Annotated in this window: 20 protein-coding genes, 2 tRNA genes and 3 pseudogenes; 17 read left to right on the top strand and 8 right to left on the bottom strand. The window is 35.6% G+C overall.

Going from position 1 to position 24,846, the window contains the following annotated elements; genetic code table 11:
• Nucleotides 1–3 precede the first annotated feature (3 nt).
• A complete protein-coding gene (locus tag F8M42_RS12370) occupies nt 4–1,230 on the bottom strand; it encodes an efflux RND transporter periplasmic adaptor subunit (RefSeq protein WP_229711354.1) in 1,227 nt (408 codons plus the stop codon).
• A gap of 269 nt (nt 1,231–1,499) precedes the next feature.
• Between F8M42_RS12370 and F8M42_RS12375 the strand changes: the two genes are divergently transcribed.
• The 4 genes from F8M42_RS12375 to F8M42_RS12390 all read left to right on the top strand — a co-directional run bounded on the left by F8M42_RS12375 (nt 1,500) and on the right by F8M42_RS12390 (nt 3,275).
• A complete protein-coding gene (locus F8M42_RS12375) occupies nt 1,500–1,934 on the top strand; it encodes a MarR family winged helix-turn-helix transcriptional regulator (RefSeq protein ID WP_182187023.1) in 435 nt (144 codons plus the stop codon).
• A 66-nt stretch (nt 1,935–2,000) separates the two neighbouring features.
• The gene (locus tag F8M42_RS12380; protein ID WP_407672878.1) at nt 2,001–2,924 is read left to right on the top strand and encodes a lactate/malate family dehydrogenase; all 924 of its coding nucleotides are present in this window, start codon (nt 2,001–2,003) and stop codon (nt 2,922–2,924) included.
• Nucleotides 2,925–3,116: 192 nt separating this feature from the next.
• A tRNA-Ala gene (locus F8M42_RS12385) sits at nt 3,117–3,192 on the top strand.
• Nucleotides 3,193–3,199: 7 nt separating this feature from the next.
• A tRNA-Ala gene (locus F8M42_RS12390) sits at nt 3,200–3,275 on the top strand.
• Between the two features lie 130 nt (nt 3,276–3,405).
• On the opposite strand, the gene F8M42_RS12395 is transcribed toward F8M42_RS12390, so the two are convergent.
• Nucleotides 3,406–4,002, bottom strand: coding sequence for a helix-turn-helix domain-containing protein (locus F8M42_RS12395; RefSeq protein ID WP_182187027.1), 597 nt, complete (start codon nt 4,000–4,002; stop codon nt 3,406–3,408).
• A 137-nt stretch (nt 4,003–4,139) separates the two neighbouring features.
• On the opposite strand from F8M42_RS12395, the gene F8M42_RS12400 reads away from it, so the two are divergent.
• The 8 genes from F8M42_RS12400 (at nt 4,140) to F8M42_RS12435 (ending at nt 13,920) form a co-directional block, all read left to right on the top strand.
• On the top strand, nt 4,140–4,346 hold the full coding sequence (locus F8M42_RS12400) for a helix-turn-helix domain-containing protein (RefSeq protein WP_182187029.1): 207 nt from the start codon (nt 4,140–4,142) through the stop codon (nt 4,344–4,346).
• Complete coding sequence (locus F8M42_RS12405) at nt 4,343–4,843, top strand: hypothetical protein (RefSeq protein WP_182187031.1); 501 nt, start codon at nt 4,343–4,345, stop codon at nt 4,841–4,843. The genes F8M42_RS12400 and F8M42_RS12405 overlap by 4 nt, the downstream gene beginning before the upstream one ends.
• A gap of 243 nt (nt 4,844–5,086) precedes the next feature.
• The gene (hsdR, locus tag F8M42_RS12410; protein ID WP_182187032.1) at nt 5,087–7,426 is read left to right on the top strand and encodes an EcoAI/FtnUII family type I restriction enzme subunit R; all 2,340 of its coding nucleotides are present in this window, start codon (nt 5,087–5,089) and stop codon (nt 7,424–7,426) included.
• 19 nt (nt 7,427–7,445) lie between these two features.
• On the top strand, nt 7,446–8,924 hold the full coding sequence (locus F8M42_RS12415) for a class I SAM-dependent DNA methyltransferase (protein ID WP_182187034.1): 1,479 nt from the start codon (nt 7,446–7,448) through the stop codon (nt 8,922–8,924).
• On the top strand, nt 8,921–10,414 hold the full coding sequence (locus F8M42_RS12420) for a restriction endonuclease subunit S (protein ID WP_182187036.1): 1,494 nt from the start codon (nt 8,921–8,923) through the stop codon (nt 10,412–10,414). Before F8M42_RS12415 ends, F8M42_RS12420 begins: the two co-directional genes overlap by 4 nt.
• Nucleotides 10,415–10,491: 77 nt before the next feature.
• The gene (locus tag F8M42_RS12425; RefSeq protein WP_182187038.1) at nt 10,492–11,010 is read left to right on the top strand and encodes a hypothetical protein; all 519 of its coding nucleotides are present in this window, start codon (nt 10,492–10,494) and stop codon (nt 11,008–11,010) included.
• A 403-nt stretch (nt 11,011–11,413) separates the two neighbouring features.
• On the top strand, nt 11,414–13,417 hold the full coding sequence (locus F8M42_RS12430) for a TIR domain-containing protein (RefSeq protein WP_182187040.1): 2,004 nt from the start codon (nt 11,414–11,416) through the stop codon (nt 13,415–13,417).
• Nucleotides 13,418–13,437: 20 nt separating this feature from the next.
• Complete coding sequence (locus F8M42_RS12435) at nt 13,438–13,920, top strand: TIR domain-containing protein (protein ID WP_182187042.1); 483 nt, start codon at nt 13,438–13,440, stop codon at nt 13,918–13,920.
• A gap of 232 nt (nt 13,921–14,152) precedes the next feature.
• Here F8M42_RS12435 and F8M42_RS12440 read toward each other — a convergent pair.
• A pseudogene (locus F8M42_RS12440) lies at nt 14,153–15,344 on the bottom strand (IS256 family transposase).
• A gap of 149 nt (nt 15,345–15,493) precedes the next feature.
• Between F8M42_RS12440 and F8M42_RS12445 the strand changes: the two are divergent.
• The 4 genes from F8M42_RS12445 (at nt 15,494) to F8M42_RS12460 (ending at nt 18,681) form a co-directional block, all read left to right on the top strand.
• Complete coding sequence (locus F8M42_RS12445; protein WP_182185957.1) at nt 15,494–16,597, top strand: ISAs1 family transposase; 1,104 nt, start codon at nt 15,494–15,496, stop codon at nt 16,595–16,597.
• A 147-nt stretch (nt 16,598–16,744) separates the two neighbouring features.
• On the top strand, nt 16,745–17,848 hold the full coding sequence (locus F8M42_RS12450; protein WP_182187044.1) for an ISAs1 family transposase: 1,104 nt from the start codon (nt 16,745–16,747) through the stop codon (nt 17,846–17,848).
• Nucleotides 17,849–17,982: 134 nt separating this feature from the next.
• A complete protein-coding gene (locus F8M42_RS12455) occupies nt 17,983–18,261 on the top strand; it encodes a hypothetical protein (RefSeq protein WP_182187046.1) in 279 nt (92 codons plus the stop codon).
• A gap of 63 nt (nt 18,262–18,324) precedes the next feature.
• Complete coding sequence (locus tag F8M42_RS12460) at nt 18,325–18,681, top strand: hypothetical protein (protein ID WP_182187048.1); 357 nt, start codon at nt 18,325–18,327, stop codon at nt 18,679–18,681.
• 471 nt (nt 18,682–19,152) lie between these two features.
• Here the strand turns inward: F8M42_RS12460 and F8M42_RS12465 are convergent.
• From F8M42_RS12465 to F8M42_RS12490, 5 genes and pseudogenes are all read right to left on the bottom strand, one after another.
• Nucleotides 19,153–19,425 (bottom strand): annotated as a pseudogene (locus tag F8M42_RS12465) (transposase); the annotation flags it as partial.
• A 442-nt stretch (nt 19,426–19,867) separates the two neighbouring features.
• Nucleotides 19,868–21,358, bottom strand: coding sequence for a group II intron reverse transcriptase/maturase (gene ltrA / locus F8M42_RS12475; RefSeq protein WP_182187049.1), 1,491 nt, complete (start codon nt 21,356–21,358; stop codon nt 19,868–19,870).
• A 529-nt stretch (nt 21,359–21,887) separates the two neighbouring features.
• Nucleotides 21,888–22,367, bottom strand: a complete 480-nt coding sequence (locus F8M42_RS12480; RefSeq protein ID WP_196601424.1) for a DDE-type integrase/transposase/recombinase — start codon at nt 22,365–22,367, stop codon at nt 21,888–21,890.
• A gap of 146 nt (nt 22,368–22,513) precedes the next feature.
• Nucleotides 22,514–22,858, bottom strand: a complete 345-nt coding sequence (locus F8M42_RS12485) for a transposase (RefSeq protein ID WP_196595541.1) — start codon at nt 22,856–22,858, stop codon at nt 22,514–22,516.
• 64 nt (nt 22,859–22,922) lie between these two features.
• Nucleotides 22,923–23,852: pseudogene (locus F8M42_RS12490) on the bottom strand (IS256 family transposase); the annotation flags it as partial.
• A 233-nt stretch (nt 23,853–24,085) separates the two neighbouring features.
• On the opposite strand from F8M42_RS12490, the gene F8M42_RS12495 reads away from it, so the two are divergent.
• Nucleotides 24,086–24,289 carry a replication/maintenance protein RepL gene (locus F8M42_RS12495; RefSeq protein WP_229711355.1) on the top strand — a complete coding sequence of 68 codons (204 nt, stop codon included), beginning with the start codon at nt 24,086–24,088 and terminating at the stop codon, nt 24,287–24,289.
• Nucleotides 24,290–24,846: the final 557 nt, after the last annotated feature.

The raw sequence follows: 24,846 nt of genomic DNA on the forward strand, positions 1-24,846 counted from the left end.
TCCTCACTGATTCTGTCCGGAACCGGAAGAATCGCTGTCTGCATTGTTGTCTGTTCCGGCATCAGCACTGGTATTATCACCTGATGTCAAGGACAGTCCTAATTGATCAGCAGTCACCGTGGTGACATTAAGCGGCACGCCTTCACGCAATTTCGTAAGACCTTCAACGACAACATTATCCCCTGGGTTTATACCGTCCTGAATAATATAATAACTGCCTACCTTAGGTCCCAATGTAACTACTCTCGACACAGACTTACCGTCGTCCCCGACAATCATTACAAACGATTTATTCAAAAGCTGCTGTACTGCCCGCTGCGGAACAAGTATAGCATCTTTTACTGTTTCACCGGTCAATTTCACCTGGGCAAACATCCCTGGCATTAACAATGTATCTGGATTATTGAACAAGGCCTTCACTGTCAAAGTCCCTGTTGATGTCCCATTACCCATTGAACGATCTACCTGCGCAATCTTACCGGTAATAGGATAGTCACTGCCATCACTCAAAGTCAAGGTTACTTCTTTGCCAATAAAATTACCATTGAAAATTTTATTAAACTTCAGATATTCGTTTTCACTTATGCTAAACTGTACATAAACGGGATTTACTGTTCCCAAAGTGACTAAAGTAGTGCTCCCTGCCGTCGCATATACTCCGGTCGCCACATCATTGACATCAAGACGTCCATCAATCGGTGCCCGCACTATAGTATCATCGTAGTCTTTTTGTGCTTTATTAACCTGCGCCACATTAGCTTCAACTACTGCCTGATAAGCAGCGACTGTCTGCTGCTGATTCGTATATGTCTGATCTGAAATAGCATCACTATTTATCAGCTGTGTATACCTCGATAAATCCTGCTGAGCATTACTTAGCTGTGCCTGTGACTGTGCCAGCGTGGCTTTTGCCTGATTCAAGGCACTTATATAATTTCCCCCATCAATGCGATATAATGCCTGCCCGGCAGAAACTTGTTCACCGCCATGGATATATTTGTCCACAACCGAACCGGAAACACGTGATTGAACTGCTACTTCATTAGTTCCCTTCACCTCACCAGCATATTCAAAAATCAATGGCGTATCCTGTTGGATGGCAGCCATTGCCTTCACCTGTGCGCCTGCAGCTGGTTTTTGTTGTTTAGCGCCACAACCAAAAAATATTAAAGTAGTCGTTGATACAAGTGTAAAAATGCAAATGATTTTAAACCAGCCTTTTGATAACAATTTCTTTACCTCCACATATGGCAGCTTTACTCACCATATTAAAATTTTGAACAAAACCATTGCTGTATCAACAACGGCTTATTCCTCCGTTCAGCCAAGCCATCTGAAAAACTATGATTCATATTTATAATATCTTCTATATATCTGCATAATATTTCCATAAGGCACAGCTATCTATAGTAAATAAATATTTACTATCAATGAACATTATAGTATAGTATATTTATTGAAAAGTCAAGAATTTATCAATAAAACGAAAGGATACTACAATGACTAGCAAGCAGAAAATTTCCAATGATTTTCTTGAAGTACTTTTTTTGATGTGCCATCGCGTTTTCCGTCATATTGCCATACCACTGCCTATTAATCAATTTGCCATTTTAGCAATTCTATCTGACGAGAAAAGCATGACTTTTTCCGAAATAGTGCATAAACTATCAATAATAAAACAACAATTATCTCCTTTATTAGATTGCCTGGAAAAAGATGGTTTTGTAAAAAGATTTCCCGACACTAAAGATCACCGCCGTATAAGAGTCAAAATAACTATTAAGGGCCGCCGGTTTATAACAGCCCATCAAAATAAAATAAAATCCCATTTAGAAACAACATTATCAGCTCTAAGTGATGAAGAAATTAAAGAATTTGACAATTCATTGCAGACATTAATCCATTTATTTGGTAAAATATCAATATTACATTAAAATTTTTTTTCATTACATTTAGAGGAGATAATCATATTGCAAAAGCACAAATTAGTAATTATTGGTATGGGTAATGTAGGATCAGCTGTACTCGTACAGGCTGTGGCACAAGAATTAGCTGCAGAAATAGTCTGTATTGACATCAATAAGAAAAAAGCACATGGAGAAGCATTAGATATGACTCATGCGACACCTGCTGCTTGCAGTCCCAATATTACTATACGCTCGGGCGGATTCGAAGAATGTAAAAATGCCGATGTTATAATCTGCGCCGGTGGACCAAGTATCATGCCCGATGAAAAATTAGACAGGCTGATACTGGCCGAACGCAATATAAAAGTTATTGGTGAAATCATGCAGGAAGTCACCGCTTACACTCGTGACGCTATTTTTATCATGATAACAAATCCACTGGATATCACCACCTATCTTGCGGCTACCCGTTTTGATTACGCTCCGGGAAAGCTCATGGGCACAGGTACCACATTGGAAACGCTTCGCCTCAAACGTATTATCGCTAATAATTACAACATCAATGCCAAAGATGTACAAGGTTTTATGCTTGGTGAACACGGCAACACAGCTTTTCCTGCCTGGAGCACCGTCAGCATTGGCGGTATACGTCTGCCTGATCTAGATAAATATTATCATCACCAGATGCCTTTCAATAAAGCCAAAACAGCTGACCTAGTTGTACAAACAGCCTATGATGTGCTCAAGTCAAAAGGCTGGACAAACACCGGTATCGCAATGGGTGCCTGTTATTTAGCTAAGTCCGTATTTTTCAATGCCCGCTGTATAACCCCTGTATCTGCCCCCTTGAACGGTGAATACGGTCTGTCAGATGTTGCTTTAAGTCTGCCCAGTATCATTGGTGAAAACGGTGTTGAACAACGCCTTGCCATCCAAATGCCTGAAGAAGAAATTGAGGCCTTATATAAAAGCTCCAACAGTATAAAAGAAGTCCTAAAAGCTAACAATCTGATTTAAGTTTTTATTATATCCAATCAGATAGGTCACAAAGTCATTATCATTACTATAATATAATAGTATAATAACACATAGCAATACGTAAAATAAAATATTACTTTTCAACATATTATATACACAAATATTTTACTTGCAATTAATCACATAATGTTTTATAATATTTTTCAGTGTCAAGAGGTTTTCGACAAATGTGGGGATGTAGCTCAGCTGGGAGAGCGTACGGTTCGCATCCGTGAGGTCGAGAGTTCAATCCTCTTCATCTCCACCAAAGTTTTGGGGACGTAGCTCAGTTGGGAGAGTGCTTGAATGGCATTCAAGAGGTCGAGGGTTCGATTCCCTTCGTCTCCACCATAAGGAAGCAATAACCATGCAGGTTTTGAGGACTGCATGGTTTTTTAGTTATAACAAAATCAATAAGGTGGGCCATTTATAAAAATAAGCGATACCATTAGAAAAATTACTAACGGTATCGCTTATTTTATTATGCATTTTTATTTTTTCGGATGGTATCTTCAAGATCGAAAACTGGTTTGTCTAATTCTCCACGAATCAGAGGTCCGAAATCTTTAACGTCAGCAACATACATATTAAGCAAGTTCTGACACCGTATAATATCATCTTGTGTTTTTAAATATATATCACCGTTTTCCACCTGTTTAAATGTAAACATATCGAACATAGTTCGAAAATATGCTGCCATCGCAATATAAGATATGTTAGCGCGTTGACCCAACGAATAATTTTTTCGTCGTTGCTTAATATTTAGATATTCATTTGGTATGAAAGGACTCAGAGGCATGGATAAGAGGTCGACTGTATGTTGTACCTCCAATGTTGTTAGAATCATTTCATTATATGGCTCATCAATTCTGCCCAGCAACCAATCTATTGAAACTGCAAATAAATCAGAGATGTACACCAACATAGATTCATTAGGGAACGATTTTTTTGCCCGAATCCACTCGTTTATTGTTGATTTACCGCATGCCCCGAGTAAGCTGGTTAATACTGGATATGTCAAATCATAGGTATCCTTAAGCATAGTAAATCGTTCAACAAAATTATCTCGTACAATCAAAAAAAATACCTCCATTTATTTCAACTCAATTTTTTTTGGTTTATAATGTAAATAACGTAAGCCCAAAAAAATTGGGTTTACGTGAAAAATACTTAATCTATTACAGATTATATCATCTTTTTTTAGGAGGACGCATTATGGAAAAAAAGAAAATGTACTGGACGCCAAGCGAAGTACGATCGAAGATTTTTGATAACAATGTTAGTAAAAGTACGCTGATATCACTTATTAATTTACAAAAAATTCCGGCAATTAGGCTTGGGAATCGCTGGTATATCCCTACTTATTGGGTTGATAGGCAAATTCGCATTGCACAAGGAGTTATAGAGGAAGTGAACGCATGAGGCGTGATTGGGGGCAAGGAACAAAATATTTTGATGCCAAGCGTGAGAGGTATGTTTACGAATGCCGCTATAAGACAACAGATGGACAACGCAAACGTAAAAAGATTGTTGCCGTGTCAAAAAAAGTTTTGGCTAAAAAAATAAAAGAATGGCAAACACAAGTTGACAATGGTATCTACTCACCTCAAAACGATATGACCATAAGTACTTTGGTACCAATTTGGCTTAATAGTATAAAAACATCATTAAAAATCAATACGTATAATCAGTATGCTATATTACCTTTGCAAGCTAAAGAACAAAAATACGTTCTTATTAATGAAGCAAATCTTACATGTATACAACATGTATCCAAAAGTTATACAGGGGTTAGGCAAGCGCAAGATAAGGCTAGTTTAGATGAAAAAGCAGCAGCTAATATAGATATTGATTTGCTGAAATTAGCAAAGATGTTAAGCGTAGATATAAACACTATAAACAATGATATATCAAAATAGCTTGTATAAAAAATATGCTGGAATTCTATGAGTGATAATCTCAATCCTAATAAGTTTCAATTTATTATAATAAGTGCATAATGCTTAAATAGGATAATACTGATATTATGTGCAAAATTACTGTTTTAATTGAAAACAACAATAAATTGATAAACATTGCATTAAAAAGAGGAAATTCTTATAATAAAGTATAAATTCATAAGTACGTGAAACTGATACTGCATATGAGAGTGGGCGCTTTGTATGGAATATAAAAATAGTAAACTTACAGAGGAAGACGTAAAACTACGTTTTATTACACCAGCGATAGAACAAGCTAAATGGGAAAAGCCGCAGATTCGCATGGAATATTATTTTACAGATGGACCTGTTATTGTACGAGGTAAAACTGTTGCCAGAGGCAAACCTAAAAAGGCTGATTATCTTCTACATTATAAAGATGGACAAATACCTTTAGCTATTGTTGAGGCAAAAGATGAAGCACATACTGCTGATAATGGTTTGCAGCAGGCAATGGAGTATGCTGAAATATTGCATGTGCCTTTCGCTTATTCATCAAATGGTCATAGATTCATTGAACATGATTTCTTAACTGGTACAGAAAAAGAGCTTTCATTATCTCAATTTCCAACACCATATGAGTTATGGGCCCGTTTTGTTAATAAAAACCAATATAATGAAAAACAGGTACAAATTATTACAGAGCCTGACTATTTTGATAGCTTTTCTTCTAAAACGCCCAGATACTATCAGCACATAGCTATTAACACGACAATGGAAAAGATCGCTGAAGGCAGAAATCGTCTACTGTTGGTTATGGCAACTGGCTCAGGTAAAACATATACAGCTTTTCAAATAGTTTGGAAGCTGATAAAAACAGGTGTAGCGCATCGTGTGTTATACCTGGCGGATAGAAATATACTTATAGATCAAACTATGCAGCAGGACTTTAAGCCATTCGAAAAAACGATGACCAAAATTCAAGGCAGACAAATGGATAGTGCTTATGAAATTTATATGAGCCTGTATCATCAATTGGCTGGTGATGAAGGGAATGAACCGTTCCGGGAATTTAAGCCAGAATTTTTTGACCTTATTATTATTGACGAATGTCATCGTGGCAGTGCTAAAGAAGAATCACAATGGCGCCGAATATTGAACTATTTTAGCGGAGCAATTCAAATAGGAATGACAGCTACCCCAAAAGTAGAAGAAAATGTTAACAACTATACTTATTTTGGTGAGCCAATTTATACATATAGTTTAAAACAGGGAATTGATGACGGCTTTTTGGCCCCATATAAAGTAATCCGCATAAGCTTGGATAGAGATGTTGAAGGATGGCGTCCATATAAAGGACAGATTGACTTAAATGGAAATGTTATTGATGATAAAGAATATGATGTAACTGATTTTGATAAAAAACTGGTTATTGATGAACGTACACAGGCTGTAGCTCATTGCATAACAAAATGGCTGAAAGGAAATGGACGTTTCAGCAAGACGATAGTTTTTTGTGTTGATATTGATCATGCAGAACGTATGTGCAGAGCATTGAGAAATGAGAACCAAGACTTAGTGGCAGAGAATCAAAAATATATTATGCGCATTACTGGCGATGATGATATCGGAAAAGCACAGCTTGATTATTTCATTGATGCTGATGAAAAATATCCGGCTGTTGTTACTACTTCAAAATTAATGTCTACAGGTGTAGACTGCAAAACTTGCAAATTAATCGTGTTAGATAAGGATATCAATTCTCCTATTGAATTTAAGCAGATTATCGGCAGAGGAACACGGTTAAATCCTGAACATGGCAAGGAATATTTTACTATTATGGATTTTCGTAATTCCTGCCGCTTGTTTGCTGATCCTAATTTTGATGGTGATCCGATTGACATTATTGATGGCGATCCAGATGGGCCCTTACCAAAAGATCCAGAAGAACCTACAACACCAGAATCACCGGAACCGCCAGAATATCCAGAACCACCAGATGAGCCGCCTAATTCTGCTATTAAATATCATGTAAATGGCGTGGAAGTCAATGTTGTTAATGAACGGGCACAATATTATGACACAGATGGAAAACTCATCACAGAAAGTCTTATTGATTATAACAAACGTAATATATTAAACCAATATGCTACATTAGATAATTTTATACAGTCTTGGAATAATGCCGATAAGAAAAAGGCCATCATAGAAGAACTTGCTGAAAGAGGCGTCCTTCTTGATGAACTGCATAAAGAATCAGGTAAAGAAGGTATTGATGATTTTGACCTGATAATGCATATCGCGTTTGATCAAAAACCATTAACTAAACAAGAACGGGTGAATAATGTAAAAAAACGCGGCTACCTATATAAATATTCGGATGTATGCCAAAAAGTATTAACAGCATTACTTGATAAATATATGGATGAAGGAATATTTGAAATTGAAGATACTCGTGTTTTAGATAATTCTCCATTTAAAGAATTTGGCAGCCCAATGAAAATCGCTGATTTATTTGGTGGAAAACAACAATATATGTATGCAATGCATGAACTTACACAGCAAATATATGCACAACTTTAAATGAAGGAGCAGTTCTTTTATGAGCATAGGAAATTTTGTCAAAACGATACAGAATATCATGCGCGGTGACAGCGGTATTAATGGTGACGCCCAACGCATTGAACAAATGACATGGATATTATTTTTAAAAGTATATGATGCCAAAGAACATGATTGGGAATTTCATGATGATAACTATAAATCTATTTTACCGGAAGAATTACGGTGGCGTAATTGGGCACATGATAATAAAGACGGGAAAGCTTTAACAGGACCGGTATTACTGGAATTTGTTAATACGAAGCTGTTCCCAAGTTTGCAAAACATACAAATTGTTCCAGATATGCCTATTCGTAAATCAATAGTCAAATCTGTTTTTGAAGATACCAACCAGTATATGAAGGATGGAGTACTTCTACGAAAAGTAATTAATGAAATAGATGTTATTGATTTTGATGAATATAATGAACGGCATGCTTTCGGTGATATTTATGAAACAATCTTAAAGAATCTGCAAAGTGCTGGACATGCTGGTGAATTTTACACACCTCGTGCTGTGACCGATTTTATGGTTAAGGTGACTGCACCAAAACTTAATGAACGTATTGGCGATTTCGCTTGCGGAACAGGTGGTTTTTTAACATCTACACTTAAAGTATTAGAACCGCAGATAAAAACAGTGGAAGATAGAGAAATATTCAATAACAGTGTGTATGGCATTGAAAAAAAGCCGTTGCCATATTTACTATGTATTACTAATTTACTGCTGCATGATATAGAAAGTCCAAAAGTTTATCATGGAAATTCATTGGAACGTAATGTTCGTGAATATAAAGATAATGATAAATTTGATGTCATTATTATGAATCCGCCTTATGGTGGGACGGAAAGTGATGGCGTGAAAATAAACTTTCCTCATGATCTGCGCAGCAGTGAAACAGCGGATCTTTTTATAGCAGTTATTATGTATCGCCTGAACAGCACAGGTCGTGCGGCAGTTATTCTACCGGATGGTTTTTTATTTGGCACTGATGGACCTAAACTTGCCTTAAAAAAGAAGCTATTAGACGAATTTAACTTGCATACGATTGTTCGTATGCCGGGTAGCGTTTTTGCGCCTTATACAGGTATTACGACCAATATTTTATTTTTTGATAAAGCTAAGAAGAAAACAGACCATGTATGGTTTTATCGGGTAGATATGCCAGAAGGATATAAACATTTTTCTAAGACAAAACCAATGAAACTGGAACATTTCAATGAATGTATTGCATGGTGGAATGACCGCAAAGAAATAGCTGATACGGATACAGAAACATACAAGGCAAAATCTTTTACAACACAGGAATTGGCTGATTTAGAATATAACTTTGACCAATGTGGATTTCCAACAATTGAAGAAGAAGTTTTATCGCCAGAAGAAACGATACAAAACTTCCATGAAAAACGAGATGCGTTGAATGCTAAGATTGATAAACAGCTTGCTGAAATTGAAAAAATATTGGGAGTAGAATTATGATTGCTGATAAATTACGTAAGTCTGTTCTCCAAGCTGCTATACAAGGAAAGCTGACAGAACAGTTATCATCAGATGGTAATGCTTGTAATCTTTTAACAGAAATTCAAATTGAAAAGAAACGGCTTATTAAGGATGGAAAAATAAAAAAAGAGAAACCATTGCCGGAAATTACAGAAGATGAAATTCCATTTGATATACCTGATAATTGGTGCTGGGTAAGATTTGGAGAACTAGTAAATATACGTTCGGCACAACGAGTGCATCAAAAAGATTGGCGAAACAAAGGAATACCATTTTATAGAGCCAGAGAAATAAGCAAGCTTGCTGATTTTGGATGTGTCGACAATGAACTATATATTAATATAGATTTATATAATGAGTTTAAACGGGCTACGGGGGTACCTCAAAAGGGAGATTTGATGGTTACTGGCGTTGGCACATTAGGTAAAACATATATTGTAAAAAACACAGATCAATTTTATTATAAAGATGCTAGTGTTCTCTGCTTTGAAAATTTTGCTAAATTAAATTCGAAGTATATAAAATATTTAATGGAGTCCCCATTGATGCGCATGCAAATAGCTGCTAATTCTGATGGGACTACAGTTGCAACATTAACTATGGTCAGAATGAAAGAATATATAATACCACTTCCACCTTTTCCAGAACAACAGCGTATTGTAGAACGATTAGAAGAAATTCTTTCAGCTATTTCTGCTCTTAAAAAAGACGAAAATAAATTAGAAGTTATACAACAATCATTCCCTAAGAAAATGAAGGACTCTTTGCTGCAGGCTGCTATCCAAGGAAATTTGACAGAACAGTTACCATCAGATGGTAATGCCCGTGATCTTTTAGCGGATATTCAAGCTGAAAAGAAACGACTTATTAAGGCTGGAAAAATAAAAAAAGAGAAACCATTACCGGAAATTACAGAAGATGAAATCCCATTTGATATACCGGATAATTGGTGCTGGGTAAGATTGGGAGATATTTTTCAAATTAATCCAAGAAATACAGTTGAAGATGATGTGGAAGCATCTTTTATTCCAATGACAATGTTGGACGAAGGGTATATTAGTAAATTTTGTTATGAAAAAAAGTTATGGAAAAATATAAAATCAGGATTTACTCATTTCTCCGATGATGATATTGTTTTTGCAAAAATAACACCTTGTTTTCAAAATTTAAAATCCGCTGTAATGAAAAAATTAGTAAATGGTATTGGAGCAGGAACAACAGAATTACATGTTTTAAGACGATTTACTAAAGCTGTTGATTTATTTTACACATTATATTTTTTGAAGAATCCAATTTTTATACAGGATGGATTAAATACTGTTCAAGGGACAGCTGGACAACAAAGAATTGGTAAAGAGTATATAAAAAAATATTTATTTCCACTTCCACCACTAGCTGAACAAAAACGTATCGTAAGACGATTGGAAGAATTATTACCAAAGTGTGATGCATTAAATTATGACAATTAATATTAGTCCAAGCTATGTATATTTTATTATGAAATGTAACCTTGTATTTAAAATCAAAACATAAGGGGGTATGTAATTTGAAGAAATTGTTATTGTTTATGATTAGTGTTTTATTGTTAACAGGAACAGTTTGTGCTCATGGTACGATTAGTGAAACAGAAATGAATATTGGTGGGATCAATATAGGTGCGTCTCTTGATTATGTTGAACAAATTTATAGGCAACCGACTAAGAAGAGCACAGTAACATACCGTAATGGAGTTCAATATATAACATATGATTATAATGCCCTTTTTAGTGTTAATGCATATTGTACATTAAATGGATTTAACGGCGGTACATACGTTGACGGGATTGTTTGTCGTGAAGATAATTCATCAACACCAAGTGGCTTTGCAGTTGGCATGCCCTTTAAAAATGTTACAGCAAAATATCCTAAAAGCAGACTGATGACAAATCCTCAATGGGTTTATGGTTATAGAAAAGATTATGCATATTATGAATATGAATATTTTGCCGAGATGCTGATATTCGCTGTAGATAAACATGGAATTATAAAAGAAATACAGTGTATTAGTAATGTTAGCGGAGAGTGAAAATGGTTCAATCTATGCATCTGAATATGCTGATTATAATCTTAAGTTAAAAAATATTGTATGCGATTCTATTATTATAGTTTGAAATCATGCGTCTGATGTGGACTGTTCAATAATATAAGTTGACAATATAATAAAAATTCTTTCTTAATATGAATTTATTGTATATGTCCGTGATACCAAACTTACGATTATAGTCGAGCCTGTAACGGATTTTAAAGACGAACTACTATATAGTTATCAGAAATATAAAAAGTACCTACAAGGAAAAAATTTAACAGTTGAACGTCCTGAGGGAGTTTTTGAGTATGTTGCACATAAGTAAGGGCGCAGCAGATGTAGCATGAAATTTATGACGTAACCATCAGGCAAAAACACCGAGAAGCAGCTTTATAAAATATATGTGAAAGAAGTAAATGGGATAATGGAACCTTTAGCAGTTGTCTTTGTTTGGAATAAAGAGGATAATGAAGTCGTTCAAAAATATATAAATTATGCGTCTGATTTGCTTACAAGAAATTTAGATAATCCTTTTTCAAGGAATCTAGATTTACCAATTTTTTACTATACAAGTACAGATGATCAAAATACTCCGCCAACAATACCTATTAAAGCTGAAAAAGTAATAACATATGTTTTCATTGGCAAAAATAGTGTGGCATCTAACCATTGGGAAGATTATATTAATAAAATGGTTGAGAATCATATTTTAAATGTGATTCCAATTGCGTTGGACAAGACTGCCTTTAATATTGGATCGATTAGTACATTAAATTATATTCGTGAATACGAGTACAAAGAAAATAAACAGCAACAGTTCTTTATTTCTTTGGCGCATGAAATATACAGATTGGGATTTAATGAAGAACGAAAAGACATTAGTACGAATAGCTCATTGAAGATCTTTTTAAGCCATGCGAAAGATGATAAAAATGGAATAAATGCCACTAAACAGTTAAAGCAGGTAATTGATGAGTCAACAATGAGTCGTTTTTTCGATGCAAGTGATATTGCACCAGGATATAGATTTGATGAAGAGATAATTAATAATATTAAAGAATCTTCCATTATTATTGTAAATTCAGATATATATTCAACTCGTTATTGGTGCCAGAGAGAAATACAAGCATCAAAGGAATTTGAAAGACCGATTATAGAAGTTGACTTAATACAAAAAGGAATGGATAGAAAGTTCCCATACGCGGGGAATATTCCGGTTGTTAGAGCCGATATAAAAAATGATAAAATAGGGATGGATGATTTATATAGAATATTGGAAATGGTTCTTATTGAAACGATTAGGTACAACTATATAAATATAAAATTAAACGATATTCAGAAAAATATAAAAGTACGAGTGAAAAGGATGAGTAGACCGCCAGAAATGTTTGATTTGCAAAAGATAATCAAAAAAGATGGAGACACTATTACTTTGAACTATGATGATATTATATATCCTGATCCACCGATCTATTCCGAAGAAATAGATTTTTTTAGGCGTTTAGGAATTAAGATATATACACCAGTTGAAATGCATCCTGAAGATCTTTCGGATAAAAATATAGGAATGTCTATTTCGAATCCCGATGATAGTGATTTAAAAAAAATTGGACAAAATGATAAACATTTAAAAAAACTAGCTCAAATATTTTCGAAATATCTTTTGGGAAGTGGAGCAAGTTTAATATATGGTGGAGATCTTCGAAAAGATGGTTTTACAGAAAAATTGATATTAGAAGCACAAATATTGAAAGATAGGTTAAAATCACACGATATTCATATAAAAAATTACTTGGCATGGCCTATATATTTAAATGATTCAGATGATGTAAAAAAGTGGAAAGCAGAATATAAGGGCATATTAGCAATGATAAATGTTAACATCGGAGATAAGGTTGAAAATATGGTTACCTCAAAAGATAAGTTCCTTTTTCCAGATTCGGAGACAAATTGTTATATATGGAGTCAGTCCTTAACGAAAATGCGTGAAACTATGATTGGTGATTGCAATGCTCGGATTTGTGCAGGCGGTAAGGATAAAAATTATAAAGGGAAAATGCCAGGAGTTTTAGAAGAGATTATTATTGCAAGCGAAAAGAAACTTCCAATATATTTATTGGGGGGGTTTGGAGGAATTGTTCATAGTGTTTGTGATATTATTGAAAATAATCACGTTTCCGATAATTTATCTTTGAGCTGGCAAATTGAAAATAACGTAGGGTATAGAGGGCTCTTGGACCTATACAAAAAAGGGGGAGAGAAAATCAGTTATATAGATATTGTCAATAAAATAAAAAATATTAAACTTAATAACGGATTAAGCAGGAAAGAAAATATACAATTATTTAATACAGTATATTTTGATGAAGCTGTACTTTTAGTATTAAAAGGGTTACAATCTTTATAAAAAGGAAGAAGGTATTTATTATGGCACACAAAGTATTTGTAAGTTATCATCACGATAATGATCAGGCAAAAGCAGATTATTTAAGAACACAATATGGTGAAAATAATACTCTATTGGATAAATCATTGGACGAAGCATATGAAGATATGACAGACGATGAAATATTAGCAGCTATAAGAACAGAACATTTAAAAGACTCAACAGTAACTATTGTTTTGATAGGAAGCGAAACAGCAAACAGGAAATGGGTGGATTGGGAAATCTATGCATCTTTGAGACCATATGGTGACAGAAGTCGAAATGGATTATTGGGGATATACTTACCAACAGCTGGAGATGCACCTGCAAGATTACAAGATAATATAGATTCAGGGTATGCAGTTACTATGAAATGGGAGAATATTTCATGGCAATTGGAAAGCAAGATTGATGACGCTTATGATAATAGGAATAAGTCAGCGTTAGTGAAAAATAGCAGAAAAAGAAGAGAGAGAAACAGCTAAATATAATTTTATATATATAACGATTATCATCCATAGTATTGATTATATGCAATCGTTTATTATTTTGTATTTGACGGATGCCATATGATATAATAAATAGTATTTAGATTAAAGTGTATTGGGCAACATAATTTTATAAATTACATATGTGGGGCTATGAATAAAAGTCTGTAAATAAGGTCTTCTATGATAGTTAATAAAGAATTAATAAATCGTCATTTTGCTAGAACTGTCATGCCAGTAATCTGTCAGGGTACATGATGACCAGTTCACCTCTTACCTTTCCCCAATTCCGAAGTGGCATAGTCCATTTCTTGGCAGCCTCGAAAGTGGACAGGTACAAAGTCTTGAGCAGAGCCTGCGAACTTGGGAAAACACTTCGCTGACGGTTTAAACGGCGGTAGGAAGAATTTAAACTTTCAATGGTGTTCGTTGTATAGAAAGCTGTATGAACGTCTATCGAAAACTTAAAGATTGGTGTTATGACATCCCAGTGATCATGCCACCGTTTCATGGCTGCTGGATACTGGGACGTCCATTTCTTATCTACTTCCTCTAACCGTCTGACAGCAGTTTTTTCGTCAGGAGCGGTATAGATTGTCCGAAGATCTCTGGCAAAATTCTTCATGTCCTTATTGGCTACATATTTAAGGGTATTACGTACCATATGCACAATACAGTGCTGGTGTTCTGTTTTTGGGAAGGCTGCAGCAATCGCTTCCTTAAGCCCTGTGAGTCCATCCGAGCAGAGAATAAGAATATCCTGCACGCCACGGTTCTTCAGACCGTTCAGAACACCCAGCCAGTATTTACTGTTTTCATTTTCACCGACTTCAAGGGCGAGTACTTCTTTGTAGCCATCCTCATTGATGCCGAGCACAACATATGCAGCCAACTTGCGGACAATACTGTCGTGACGTACCGAAAAATGAATAGCGTCAATAAAGATAATAGGATAGACGCTGGCAAGTGGCCGACACTGCCACTCTTCAATCCGGGGCAGAATTTTGTCAGTGACATCCGATATGAAGCCTTCTGATGCCTCAACCCATAGATATCCTCGATGGTTTCAGAAATTTGTTTGGTCGTCATTCCTTTGGCATACATGGAAATTATTTTCTGGTCAATGGCAGAGATATCCTTCTGACGCTTCTTGACAACCTGTGGCTTGAATGAGGATTGCCGATCCTGAGGAACGTCAATCTGAAAGCTGCCATAACTGCTGTTCATTTGCTTTGGTTTATAACCGTTGCGGGCGTTCTCGCTGTCGAAGCGTTCTTATTTGCTATAGCTTAAGTGTTCATTCATTTCAGACTCCATCATCTCATTGATGGTGCCGCCAGGGCATCTTGGATGTCATTTGATTTCTCGATGTTATACTCTTGGAAGAGCTGCTGGATAATAGCCCGCTTTCCATCGGTCATTTCATTATTGTGTCACTTTCAAGAGATTTTTGTAGCCGAATTTTGTGCCATAGGTAAATATCACGTTCGTTTCATAAACCGGAAAATAAATATTAACAAAAAAAGGAAATAAATGATATAATCCAAAGTAAAAAAGTATAGGTGAAAAAATGGATTATATCAAAGAAAAATTTGCAATAATAGAAGATAACAGACATTCAAGCTATGTAGAACATAGTTTAACAGATATACTTATTATAATAATGTGTGCCGTATTGTGTGGATTAGATGAACTGGCAGATATAACAACTTATGCACAAAGCAATGCAAAATTTTTAAAAAAGAAATTTAATATCACTAAAATCCCTTCTAAAGCTACTTTCAGCCGTATATTAAATATGATGGACGCAGATAAAGTAGCCAGTGTAATTATTGAAATAATGCATGATGCAGCATACTGTGACTTGGGCGATGTTATTGCTGTAGACGGGAAGGCAATCCGTAGTACCTCTAAAAAAGGTACACCGCATTCAGCACTGCAAATATTAACTGTATATTTAACACAAAGCGGCATCGTTTTAGGGCAAAAATCTATACATGAAAAGACGAACGAGATTCCTGTATTCCAGCAGCTATTGGATAATCTAAACATTAAGGACAAGACAGTAACGGCTGATGCGATGCATTGTCAAAAAGAAACCTGCAAGAAAATTATAGCCAAGCATGGCAATTACGTTTTTGGGCTTAAGGAAAACCAAAAGACATTGCACGATGATGTTAAATTTTTCTTTGATGAAGAATTCGATAGCAAAACATTAGATTCTTATACGACAGTTGAAAAAAATGGAGGAAGAATTGAGAAACGCATCTGCAAAAAATGTTCAGATATTAAATGGCTGAATGGATATAAAGAATGGGCAGGACTGAGTTCAATATTTGCAGTTAAGCGTATTACAACAACGAACCGTGGAACCAGTGATGAAACTGGTTATTATATAACAAGTAAGGATACAGATGCCAAAGAGCTTTTACATATTTGCCGTGAACATTGGAAAATTGAAAGCATGCATTGGCTGTTAGATGTAACCTTTTCGGAAGATGAGTGCTCTATTATATCTGAAAATGGGCAAAAAACTTTAAACAGCCTTAGAAAATTGGCATTACTGCTACATAAAAGATATTTAGCTAAGCAGCTTAAAAAATGTAGCATTAAAGCTAATCTGTTAAAATGTCTTATGAATAGCCAACTGTTATGTGAGGTCGCTGACTTATAAACTAACATTTCTTATTTAAGAACAATTATCTTGTTTATGAAACGAACGTGGGTAAATATCACGTTCGTTTCATAAACCGGAAAATAAATATTAACAAAAAAAGGAAATAAATGATATAATCCAAAGTAAAAAAGTATAGGTGAAAAAATGGATTATATCAAAGAAAAATTTGCAATAATAGAAGATAACAGACATTCAAGCTATGTAGAACATAGTTTAACAGATATACTTACTATAATAATGTGTGCCGTATTGTGTGGATTAGATGAACTGGCAGATATAACAACTTATGCACAAAGCAATGCAAAATTTTTAAAAAAGAAATTTAATATCACTAAAATCCCTTCTAAAGCTACTTTCAGCCGTATATTAAATATGATGGACGCAGATAAAGTAGCCAGTGTAATTATTGAAATAATGCATGATGCAGCATACTGTGACTTGGGCGATGTTATCGCTGTAGACGGGAAGGCAATCCGTAGTACCTCTAAAAAAGGTACACCGCATTCAGCACTGCAAATATTAACTGTATATTTAACACAAAGCGGCGTCGTTTTAGGGCAAAAATCTATACATGAAAAGACGAACGAGATTCCTGTATTCCAGCAGCTATTGGATAATCTAAACATTAAGGACAAGACAGTAACGGCTGATGCGATGCATTGTCAAAAAGAAACCTGCAAGAAAATTATAGCCAAGCATGGCAATTACGTTTTTGGGCTTAAGGAAAACCAAAAGACATTGCACGATGATGTTAAATTTTTCTTTGATGAAGAATTCGATAGCAAAACATTAGATTCTTATACGACAGTTGAAAAAAATGGAGGAAGAATTGAGAAACGCATCTGCAAAAAATGTTCAGATATTAAATGGCTGAATGGATATAAAGAATGGGCAGGACTGAGTTCAATATTTGCAGTTAAGCGTATTACAACAACGAACCGTGGAACCAGTGATGAAACTGGTTATTATATAACAAGTAAGGATACAGATGCCAAAGAGCTTTTACATATTTGCCGTGAACATTGGAAAATTGAAAGCATGCATTGGCTGTTAGATGTAACCTTTTCGGAAGATGAGTGCTCTATTATATCTGAAAATGGGCAAAAAACTTTAAACAGCCTTAGAAAATTGGCATTACTGCTACATAAAAGATATTTAGCTAAGCAGCTTAAAAAATGTAGCATTAAAGCTAATTTGCTAAAATGTCTTATGAATAGCCAACTGTTATGTGAGGTAGCTGACTTATAAACTAACATTTCTTATTTAAGAACAATTATCTTGTTTATGAAACGAACGTGGGTAAATATTTCTTTTTGATGACTTTTGAATTCTATTGAAGTATAATCATTTATTAAGCTTGATTTGTAAAGGAGTCGATTCAAATGGATATTTTAAACGACAACGTAGACTACACAATCACTTACAAAGACTATAAAACAGCAAAAGATTACAAAGAGGGAACCATTACCATCAATCTCAGAAAATATTATAATAAGTATGCTGAAGATACCATACGTGATGTAGACCCATATCAAACAAAACGTGCCTTTGTTAAAAGTGTATTTGAAGCAAAGTACCTTGCCCCAGCTTTCATCTCTGAAGATAAGTTATACAGGGTAACTCAAGAAATAGATTCAGATATTGATGACAGGCTTGATTAAAATATAGATCGTGAAGAAGAGGCAGAGCAATCCGTCTTTTTTAGAAAGGAGTAATTTAAAATAATGAAGCGAATTATAGTTTTTTTTATTTTTATTAGTGTGTTTAATTTTGGTGGTTTTATTTTAAACAATCAATCACCTTATGTTTATGCTGAAGAAAATGCGCATTATATTTGTGGTTTTGATGGTGGTGTTGTTTATGTTGTAGGCGTAAAACGTATTGATGATAATCATTTTGATACTGATGTAAGATTTGATCTTTTTGATTCAGGAAGAACCGAATATACTCATTATGAATATATTCAAAAGAATAGCGAGTGGATTTATCGAACACACAGAGCTGAAAATGGACCTTGGAGACCAGTAAATCATGATAGAATTGCTCAATCTATTTTTGATTATGCATATTATAATAGTTAAAAATACACAAATGTCTATACAAATTTGACTTTTTGACATTTATATGATATAATATAAGAATATTCAGTATTTTTATATTAAAATAATTTGGCAATCACTTTGTTGTGGTTGCCAAATTTTAGTTTTAAGTAAATGTATTGACAATTATTATAATGAACTAAGAAAAGGAGGATATATAAATTTTGATTTATAGTTTAATGGAATCATTTATTTTTCAATTATTATCTAGAATTTTATTAAAAATTTTTGAACGTTGGCTTAACAAAAATTTTTGAGAATTAAGGGGATACACTAATCTTATCAGATAGGAGTCTTTTTCTTTCTAAGCATTTGCAGTTAGGAGTTTCTCTACCTGAGAAATATCAAAATTTCACTTCTGCCAGTCTAAACTTGTAGAAGAAAAATCATGTTAGTCGCTTTATTCGTTAGTGTCAATAGTAGTTCGCAAAATTCAAGGTAACTCCGAAGAGGTTAAGCGACCGATTTTTGCCTTTTTTCTTGAACCTGTTGTAGTGTATCCGGCTTAATGTAGCAGTGACTCATTGACCAGTCTTCGCTGTACTCGATCAGGTACATCGTAACCAGCCGGATATAAGAATCCATACTGGGAAAAATCCCTACGACGGTTGTCCGGCGGCGAATCTCCCGATTCAGTCGTTCCAGCATATTGGTAGAAGTAATTTTACGAAAGTCTATCGGTGTAAAATCATAAAACTGCAGTGAATCGTCCAGTCCATCTTCTAAAACGGCTGTCTGATATTGTCAATATCTCTTTACACTTTTTCCTCGAGGATATTGGATCTACGCTGCATCCTTCAATGAGCGGTAATACTGTTGTCTCTTAATCATTGGAGGTAATCCTCCATTGGTGGAGCAGATTCTTCGGTTATTCCAGTAACTAATGAAATATCTCCATATAATTGTTTTCATATGTTCAACAGTTGTTTTTGAAGCATTATATCGATTATAGATTAATTCTTCCTTTAATCTTGCCCACATGCTTTCGCAACGGGCATTATCATGGCATCTGCCACCTGCACTGTTCATACTTTGTACTATTCCGTATTGCTTAATTGCATTACGGTACAGCTCACTGGTATAATCGACTAAAGAAAAGGGATTGCTCCCTTTTCCTCGTCTAAGAACCGTACGTGAGAGTTTCCCGCTCATACGGCTCAAGCATTTCTTAACCATTTCTGGCGGCAAACAGTGATTGTAACTGGAGCTTTCTTTTTGTAAAATATGCTTCGTCTATGAAGGGATTTTTAGAAGTCTGCAGTTTGGGATGTCGGACGATATCTATTCTTCTTAGGTTTATAAGACTAGATTCATCTGTCATGAACAGCCAAGGCTTGCCATTCTTTTCATGCCAGTATTTGTTCAACCGCCACCATTTATTTTTATTAGGATGGCGATGTTTTGCCCATTGTTGCAGTAAAAGGTAAATTGTGTTATTGACGTAAGAGAAGGCTTTGCTTGCAACTACGTGTCTGTGATAGTTTGACCATCCTCTAAGTACTTGGTTTAATCGACGGATTAGGTCTGATTGGCTTGTTGCTTTTCCTTCTTGCAGGATGATAGTGGCACATTTTCTGATCAAGGTTTTTATTGAGGTTTTTGATGGTTTAATAATTAACTTTCCTTTGAATTTTCGAAATGTCCAGCCGAGAAAATCGAATCCATTGTCTATGTGAGTAATTACTGTTTTCTCTTCAGACAAAGTTAGCCCGCGTGTTTCAAGAAATTGACTGACCAGATTTTTAACTTCCTCAGCTATTTCTTTTGTACCCGCAGTGATGACAAAATCATCCGCATATCTCACCATGTTTACTTTGGTTTTGGCACGATAATGATTTTCTATTTTCCCTTTGGAATTTCGGTGGTATTTATCTTGGATTAGTTTTTCAATTCCATCAAGTGTCATATTTGCATATAGACTTGAAATGGCCCCTCCTTGCGGGGAACCGTTGTTGGTAGGAAATAGATTGCCTTTATAAATAAACCCTGATTTCAAGAATTGCATCATGATTCTTTTGTCCATTGGTATATTTTCTTGGAGCCACTCATGATTGATATTGTCAAAACAACCCTGGATATCGCCTTCCAATATCCAGGCTGGTGAGCATTTTCTTGATAATACACAGAATATTTGCTCACAGGCGTCTTTGGCACTTCTTCCTCTGCGAAAGCCGAAGGAAATTGAGTCTGCCGATATTTCAGCTATGGGTTCAAGTGCTAATGCGTATAATGTCTGCATGGCTCTGTCGTACATGGTGGGAATACCCAATGGACGCAATTTGTTTTTCCCCTTCTTTTTGATGAACACTCGTCTGAGTGGCTTAGCCCTATAGTGCTTGTCTGTGAGTGCCAACACAGCTTTCATCTTGGCTGCAGAGGTTGACCAGAGCTTTTTATCGATGCCAGAAGTACCTTTACCTTTGTTTGATGTTACTTTCTTTACTGCATAGGCTTTGGCATAAAATGAATGGGTTAATAAGTATTGTAGCCTTTTAGCTTTGTTCTTGTTACCTGTCACTGTTGCCTTGGCGATTCGGGTTTGTAGCCTATTAACATAGTTTTCGACTAGTACCCAGTCAGTAGTTTCCCATTGGTTGGTTAGTTTTCTTGTGTTCTTTAGCCTCTCGGTATTATCCGTCGTTGAGTTACTAAAGTTCATAGGGTTACCATCCTTTCTTGCCAAGAAATACCACAGGATAAGTCAGCACTTTTTCAAGTTAGGGCAAAGGTTGAACCCTTATCTTCTTTCATTACAAAAGCAGCATTCGCTTTTTATCCTTTTCTTCTGCCCTCTATGCTGTTTCATCCCCTTGCGGTTTGATACCTCATTTGCATGAGGGGCATATAGGGGTTACCAAGTTCCGCATGATATATAATGTTGAAAGCCTTAGGAGCCACCTTTAAACCGGGAGTTCTTCATCCATCCGCATTGGTTTGACAGTTGGCCTTTGCTTGACTCCTTACCATTTTGGTCGAAGCGTTCCAGCCTATTTCGCTTCCTCCAGCGTAACGATTCCTACGGTGGTTCACTTTACGTTCTCCATAGCTTTCTTACCCTAGCAGTTGCCCCAGTTTTAGGCTACTCGGACTTCCACATTGTCTTGTGAGCTTTCTAACCTAAATGTTACCATTCACGCTAGTCACAATAGGGTTACCCCGAATGGATGGGGTAGCCTTTCGGCAATATATCATGCGACTTCTTGTCGCACCTGTGTTCCCCTATCACTATGCAGGATACAGCCCCGAATTTCTGGATATGCTTTATATGTATTAATTATTGTTTGTTCACATAACGTGGCTTTCATATTTGTATCCATTGCTAATCCCAGTACTGCAGAATCGAAGCAGTCAAAAACTGCGGATACATACAGTTTTCCATCCAGACACTTTATTTCAGTCATATCTGTTACGCACTTGCTTAACGGTTTATCAGAATAGAAATCACGTTTAATTAAGTCATCAGATTTTCTGGCTTCTTTATCAGTTTTTGTGATTCCATTAGGTTTTCTTTTTGGTCTATGGCTAATACCGATTTCTTCCATAACACGGTATACAGTCCGTTCACTCGGAATCTCAATACCAGCAGGTTTTTTTAGCTCTAAAGCTTGATGCATTCTGATTCGTCCGTAAGTATCATTGCATTCATCTTCAGCACAGATATCTAACATAGCATCTGCAAGAGACTGATATTTCCAAGGCTTATCTTTATATTTAAGATAATTGTGAAATCCCTGTCTGGTTACGCATAGGCTTTTACAATAGAATGAAATTTTACCTTTAATAGTGCCGTCTTCAGTTTTTACTGCAATAAATATCAATCTCTGTTTTTTGTTGACTTCCGACGGCTGGCGGCGAAAAAAGCGCTTGCTTCCTCAAGAAATTCATTCACTTCTTTAAGATGGTGATTCTCTTTGTCCAGTTCTTTAACACGCTTTTTAAGTTCAATAAGTTCCTCGTTAAGAGATAAGGCATTGGAAGGAGTATGAACAGCGTCTTTTGCCTCCAACCTACCTTCTTTGAAGGCTTTAACCCATGTATAGATAGTACTATCAGGAAGCCCCAGTTCCGTTGCGGCTTTGTGTCCACCAATCTCCTGAGCTAATTTTACAGCCTGTGATTTAAATTCTTGGTCATAAGTTTTTATAATTCGTTTTGCCATCTTATTTCTCCTATTCTCTATCAATTATATATCACAATCCTTGAGAATAAGGTGCCAATTTTTATTGTACAACATCAGTCGCTTCCGGATAGGATTTTTCAACAGATTCTATGAAAGAATGAGCATACTCTTTGGCACTGTCATAATCAGGCTGTAGCCAGATTTGCTTCAGCCGTCCGGCAAACCATGCCTTTTTCTTTGCCGGAATATGAGCCAGAATATTTCGCATGAAATGGACTTTACATCGCTGCCAAGCACATTGTAAAAAGGATTCATTGATTGCTTTTACCAAGCCCTTGTGGGCATCGGAAACGACTAGCCACACATTTGCCAGGCCTCGTTGTTTGAGCTTTTCAAATACGGCTTTATAGGTATCGGTGGATTCTTCCTGCATCGGCTCAACGGCTAACACATCGCGGTGACCCTTTTCATCTAGACCAATCACGACAGCTACCGCCATATTTTGTACCCGGTGATCATAGCGGATTTTCTCATACAAAGCATCCACCCATAACACCGGATAGGCTTTCTGTAGCGGTCTGGTTCGGAAAGCCTCAACCTGATCATTCAGCTCTTTGGTAATCTGTGATACTTGGCTACGGGAAATCGAATCAATCCCTAAACTTTTGGCTAACTTTTCGATTTTACGAGTGGAAACGCCGTTGATATATGCTTCCTGAATAACCTGCAGGAGCGCCACTTCCGAGCGCTTTTTCTCCGTAATGAAAAAAGGAATATAACCGCCTTTTCTTAGCTTTGGAACGAACAAATACATGGTTCCCAGGCGAGTGTCGTAGCGGCGAACGCGGTAGCCGCTACGGTATCCAGACCGTTCATCGGTTCTTTCCGACTTGGCAGCATTAATCTTTGCATCCACTTCGGCTTCCATGAGCTTTTCACAAAGCCACTTGAGCATAGCGAGCAAGGGATCGTCTTCGGTCATGAATTGTAATAGCATTTTTTCCAAAGGTACGTTAGAATGGGAGTAAGCCATCGGTTTTCAACTCCTTTTGGGTTTGTTTGGTCACTTACCTTTTTCGGAGTTACCGATGGTTTTTCCTATTCTCTTTTGCGAACTTCATTATATGCTATCCTTTATTCCTTGAACTGCATTATTTGAAATGTGAAATTTGAAAACTCCTACGACAGGCTGCATATTTGTAAAAAAACCATCGGAAAAAGTATTAGTTGATAATGACATAAAGGCTAATTGCAAAAAAGACAAACATGTCACTCATGACCGTATCACAAACCTTGAGAACGTTGATAGATAGCAATTTTTTACAGAAAATCAACTCTGGTGCATATCGTGTTAATCCAAATGTGTTGTTCGAAGGCTGTAAAGCTGATCAACTAAACGTTTTAGTTAAATATACCGATACAGCAAAAGAAGTAGCACAAGACAATAAACAACAGCAAAAAGCTATTTGACTTTTCCATGATAATTTTGATAAAGTGACTTCTTTAACTGTTAATCCAAAAAATTGGATCTGGCAGCTTTATTTTTTTCTATGTCAAAATTTTACGCCAAACGTCCAAATTTGAGTTTTAAGCCATTTTTATGTTTTTTGAATAAAACTCTTTGAGAGTTTTTTAAAAAATTAATAAAACTGCAATATCAAGCTCTTACACCTTCTTTATTATTTTTAAAGAGGTGCGCTTAGGCATTTCGGATTTACCGAAACGCAAAATGCGCATTTTTGACAAAACTACTGCCAAAAAAGTTGCCAATAAATTTTTAAATTTATCTGAACTGCGTTGCTGTAAAAATAAAAGGATAACTAGAAAACTATTCTAATGACATAATATTAAGCTATTCTGCTTGAAAGCGTATCTTTTTTTCGTTTTCATTAGTTGCAAATTTGTGAAATAATATTAGTCATTTTATGAGATCCTCTTTACTATTTAATAAATTTTAATTGTTCTAAGTGGACTAATTTCATTACAAAACATATTATAAGTATAATCATTTTCATTATATTTTTATA

It is taken from the genome of Pectinatus frisingensis, assembly GCF_014076555.1.
GTDB lineage: Bacteria > Bacillota > Negativicutes > Selenomonadales > Selenomonadaceae > Pectinatus > Pectinatus frisingensis.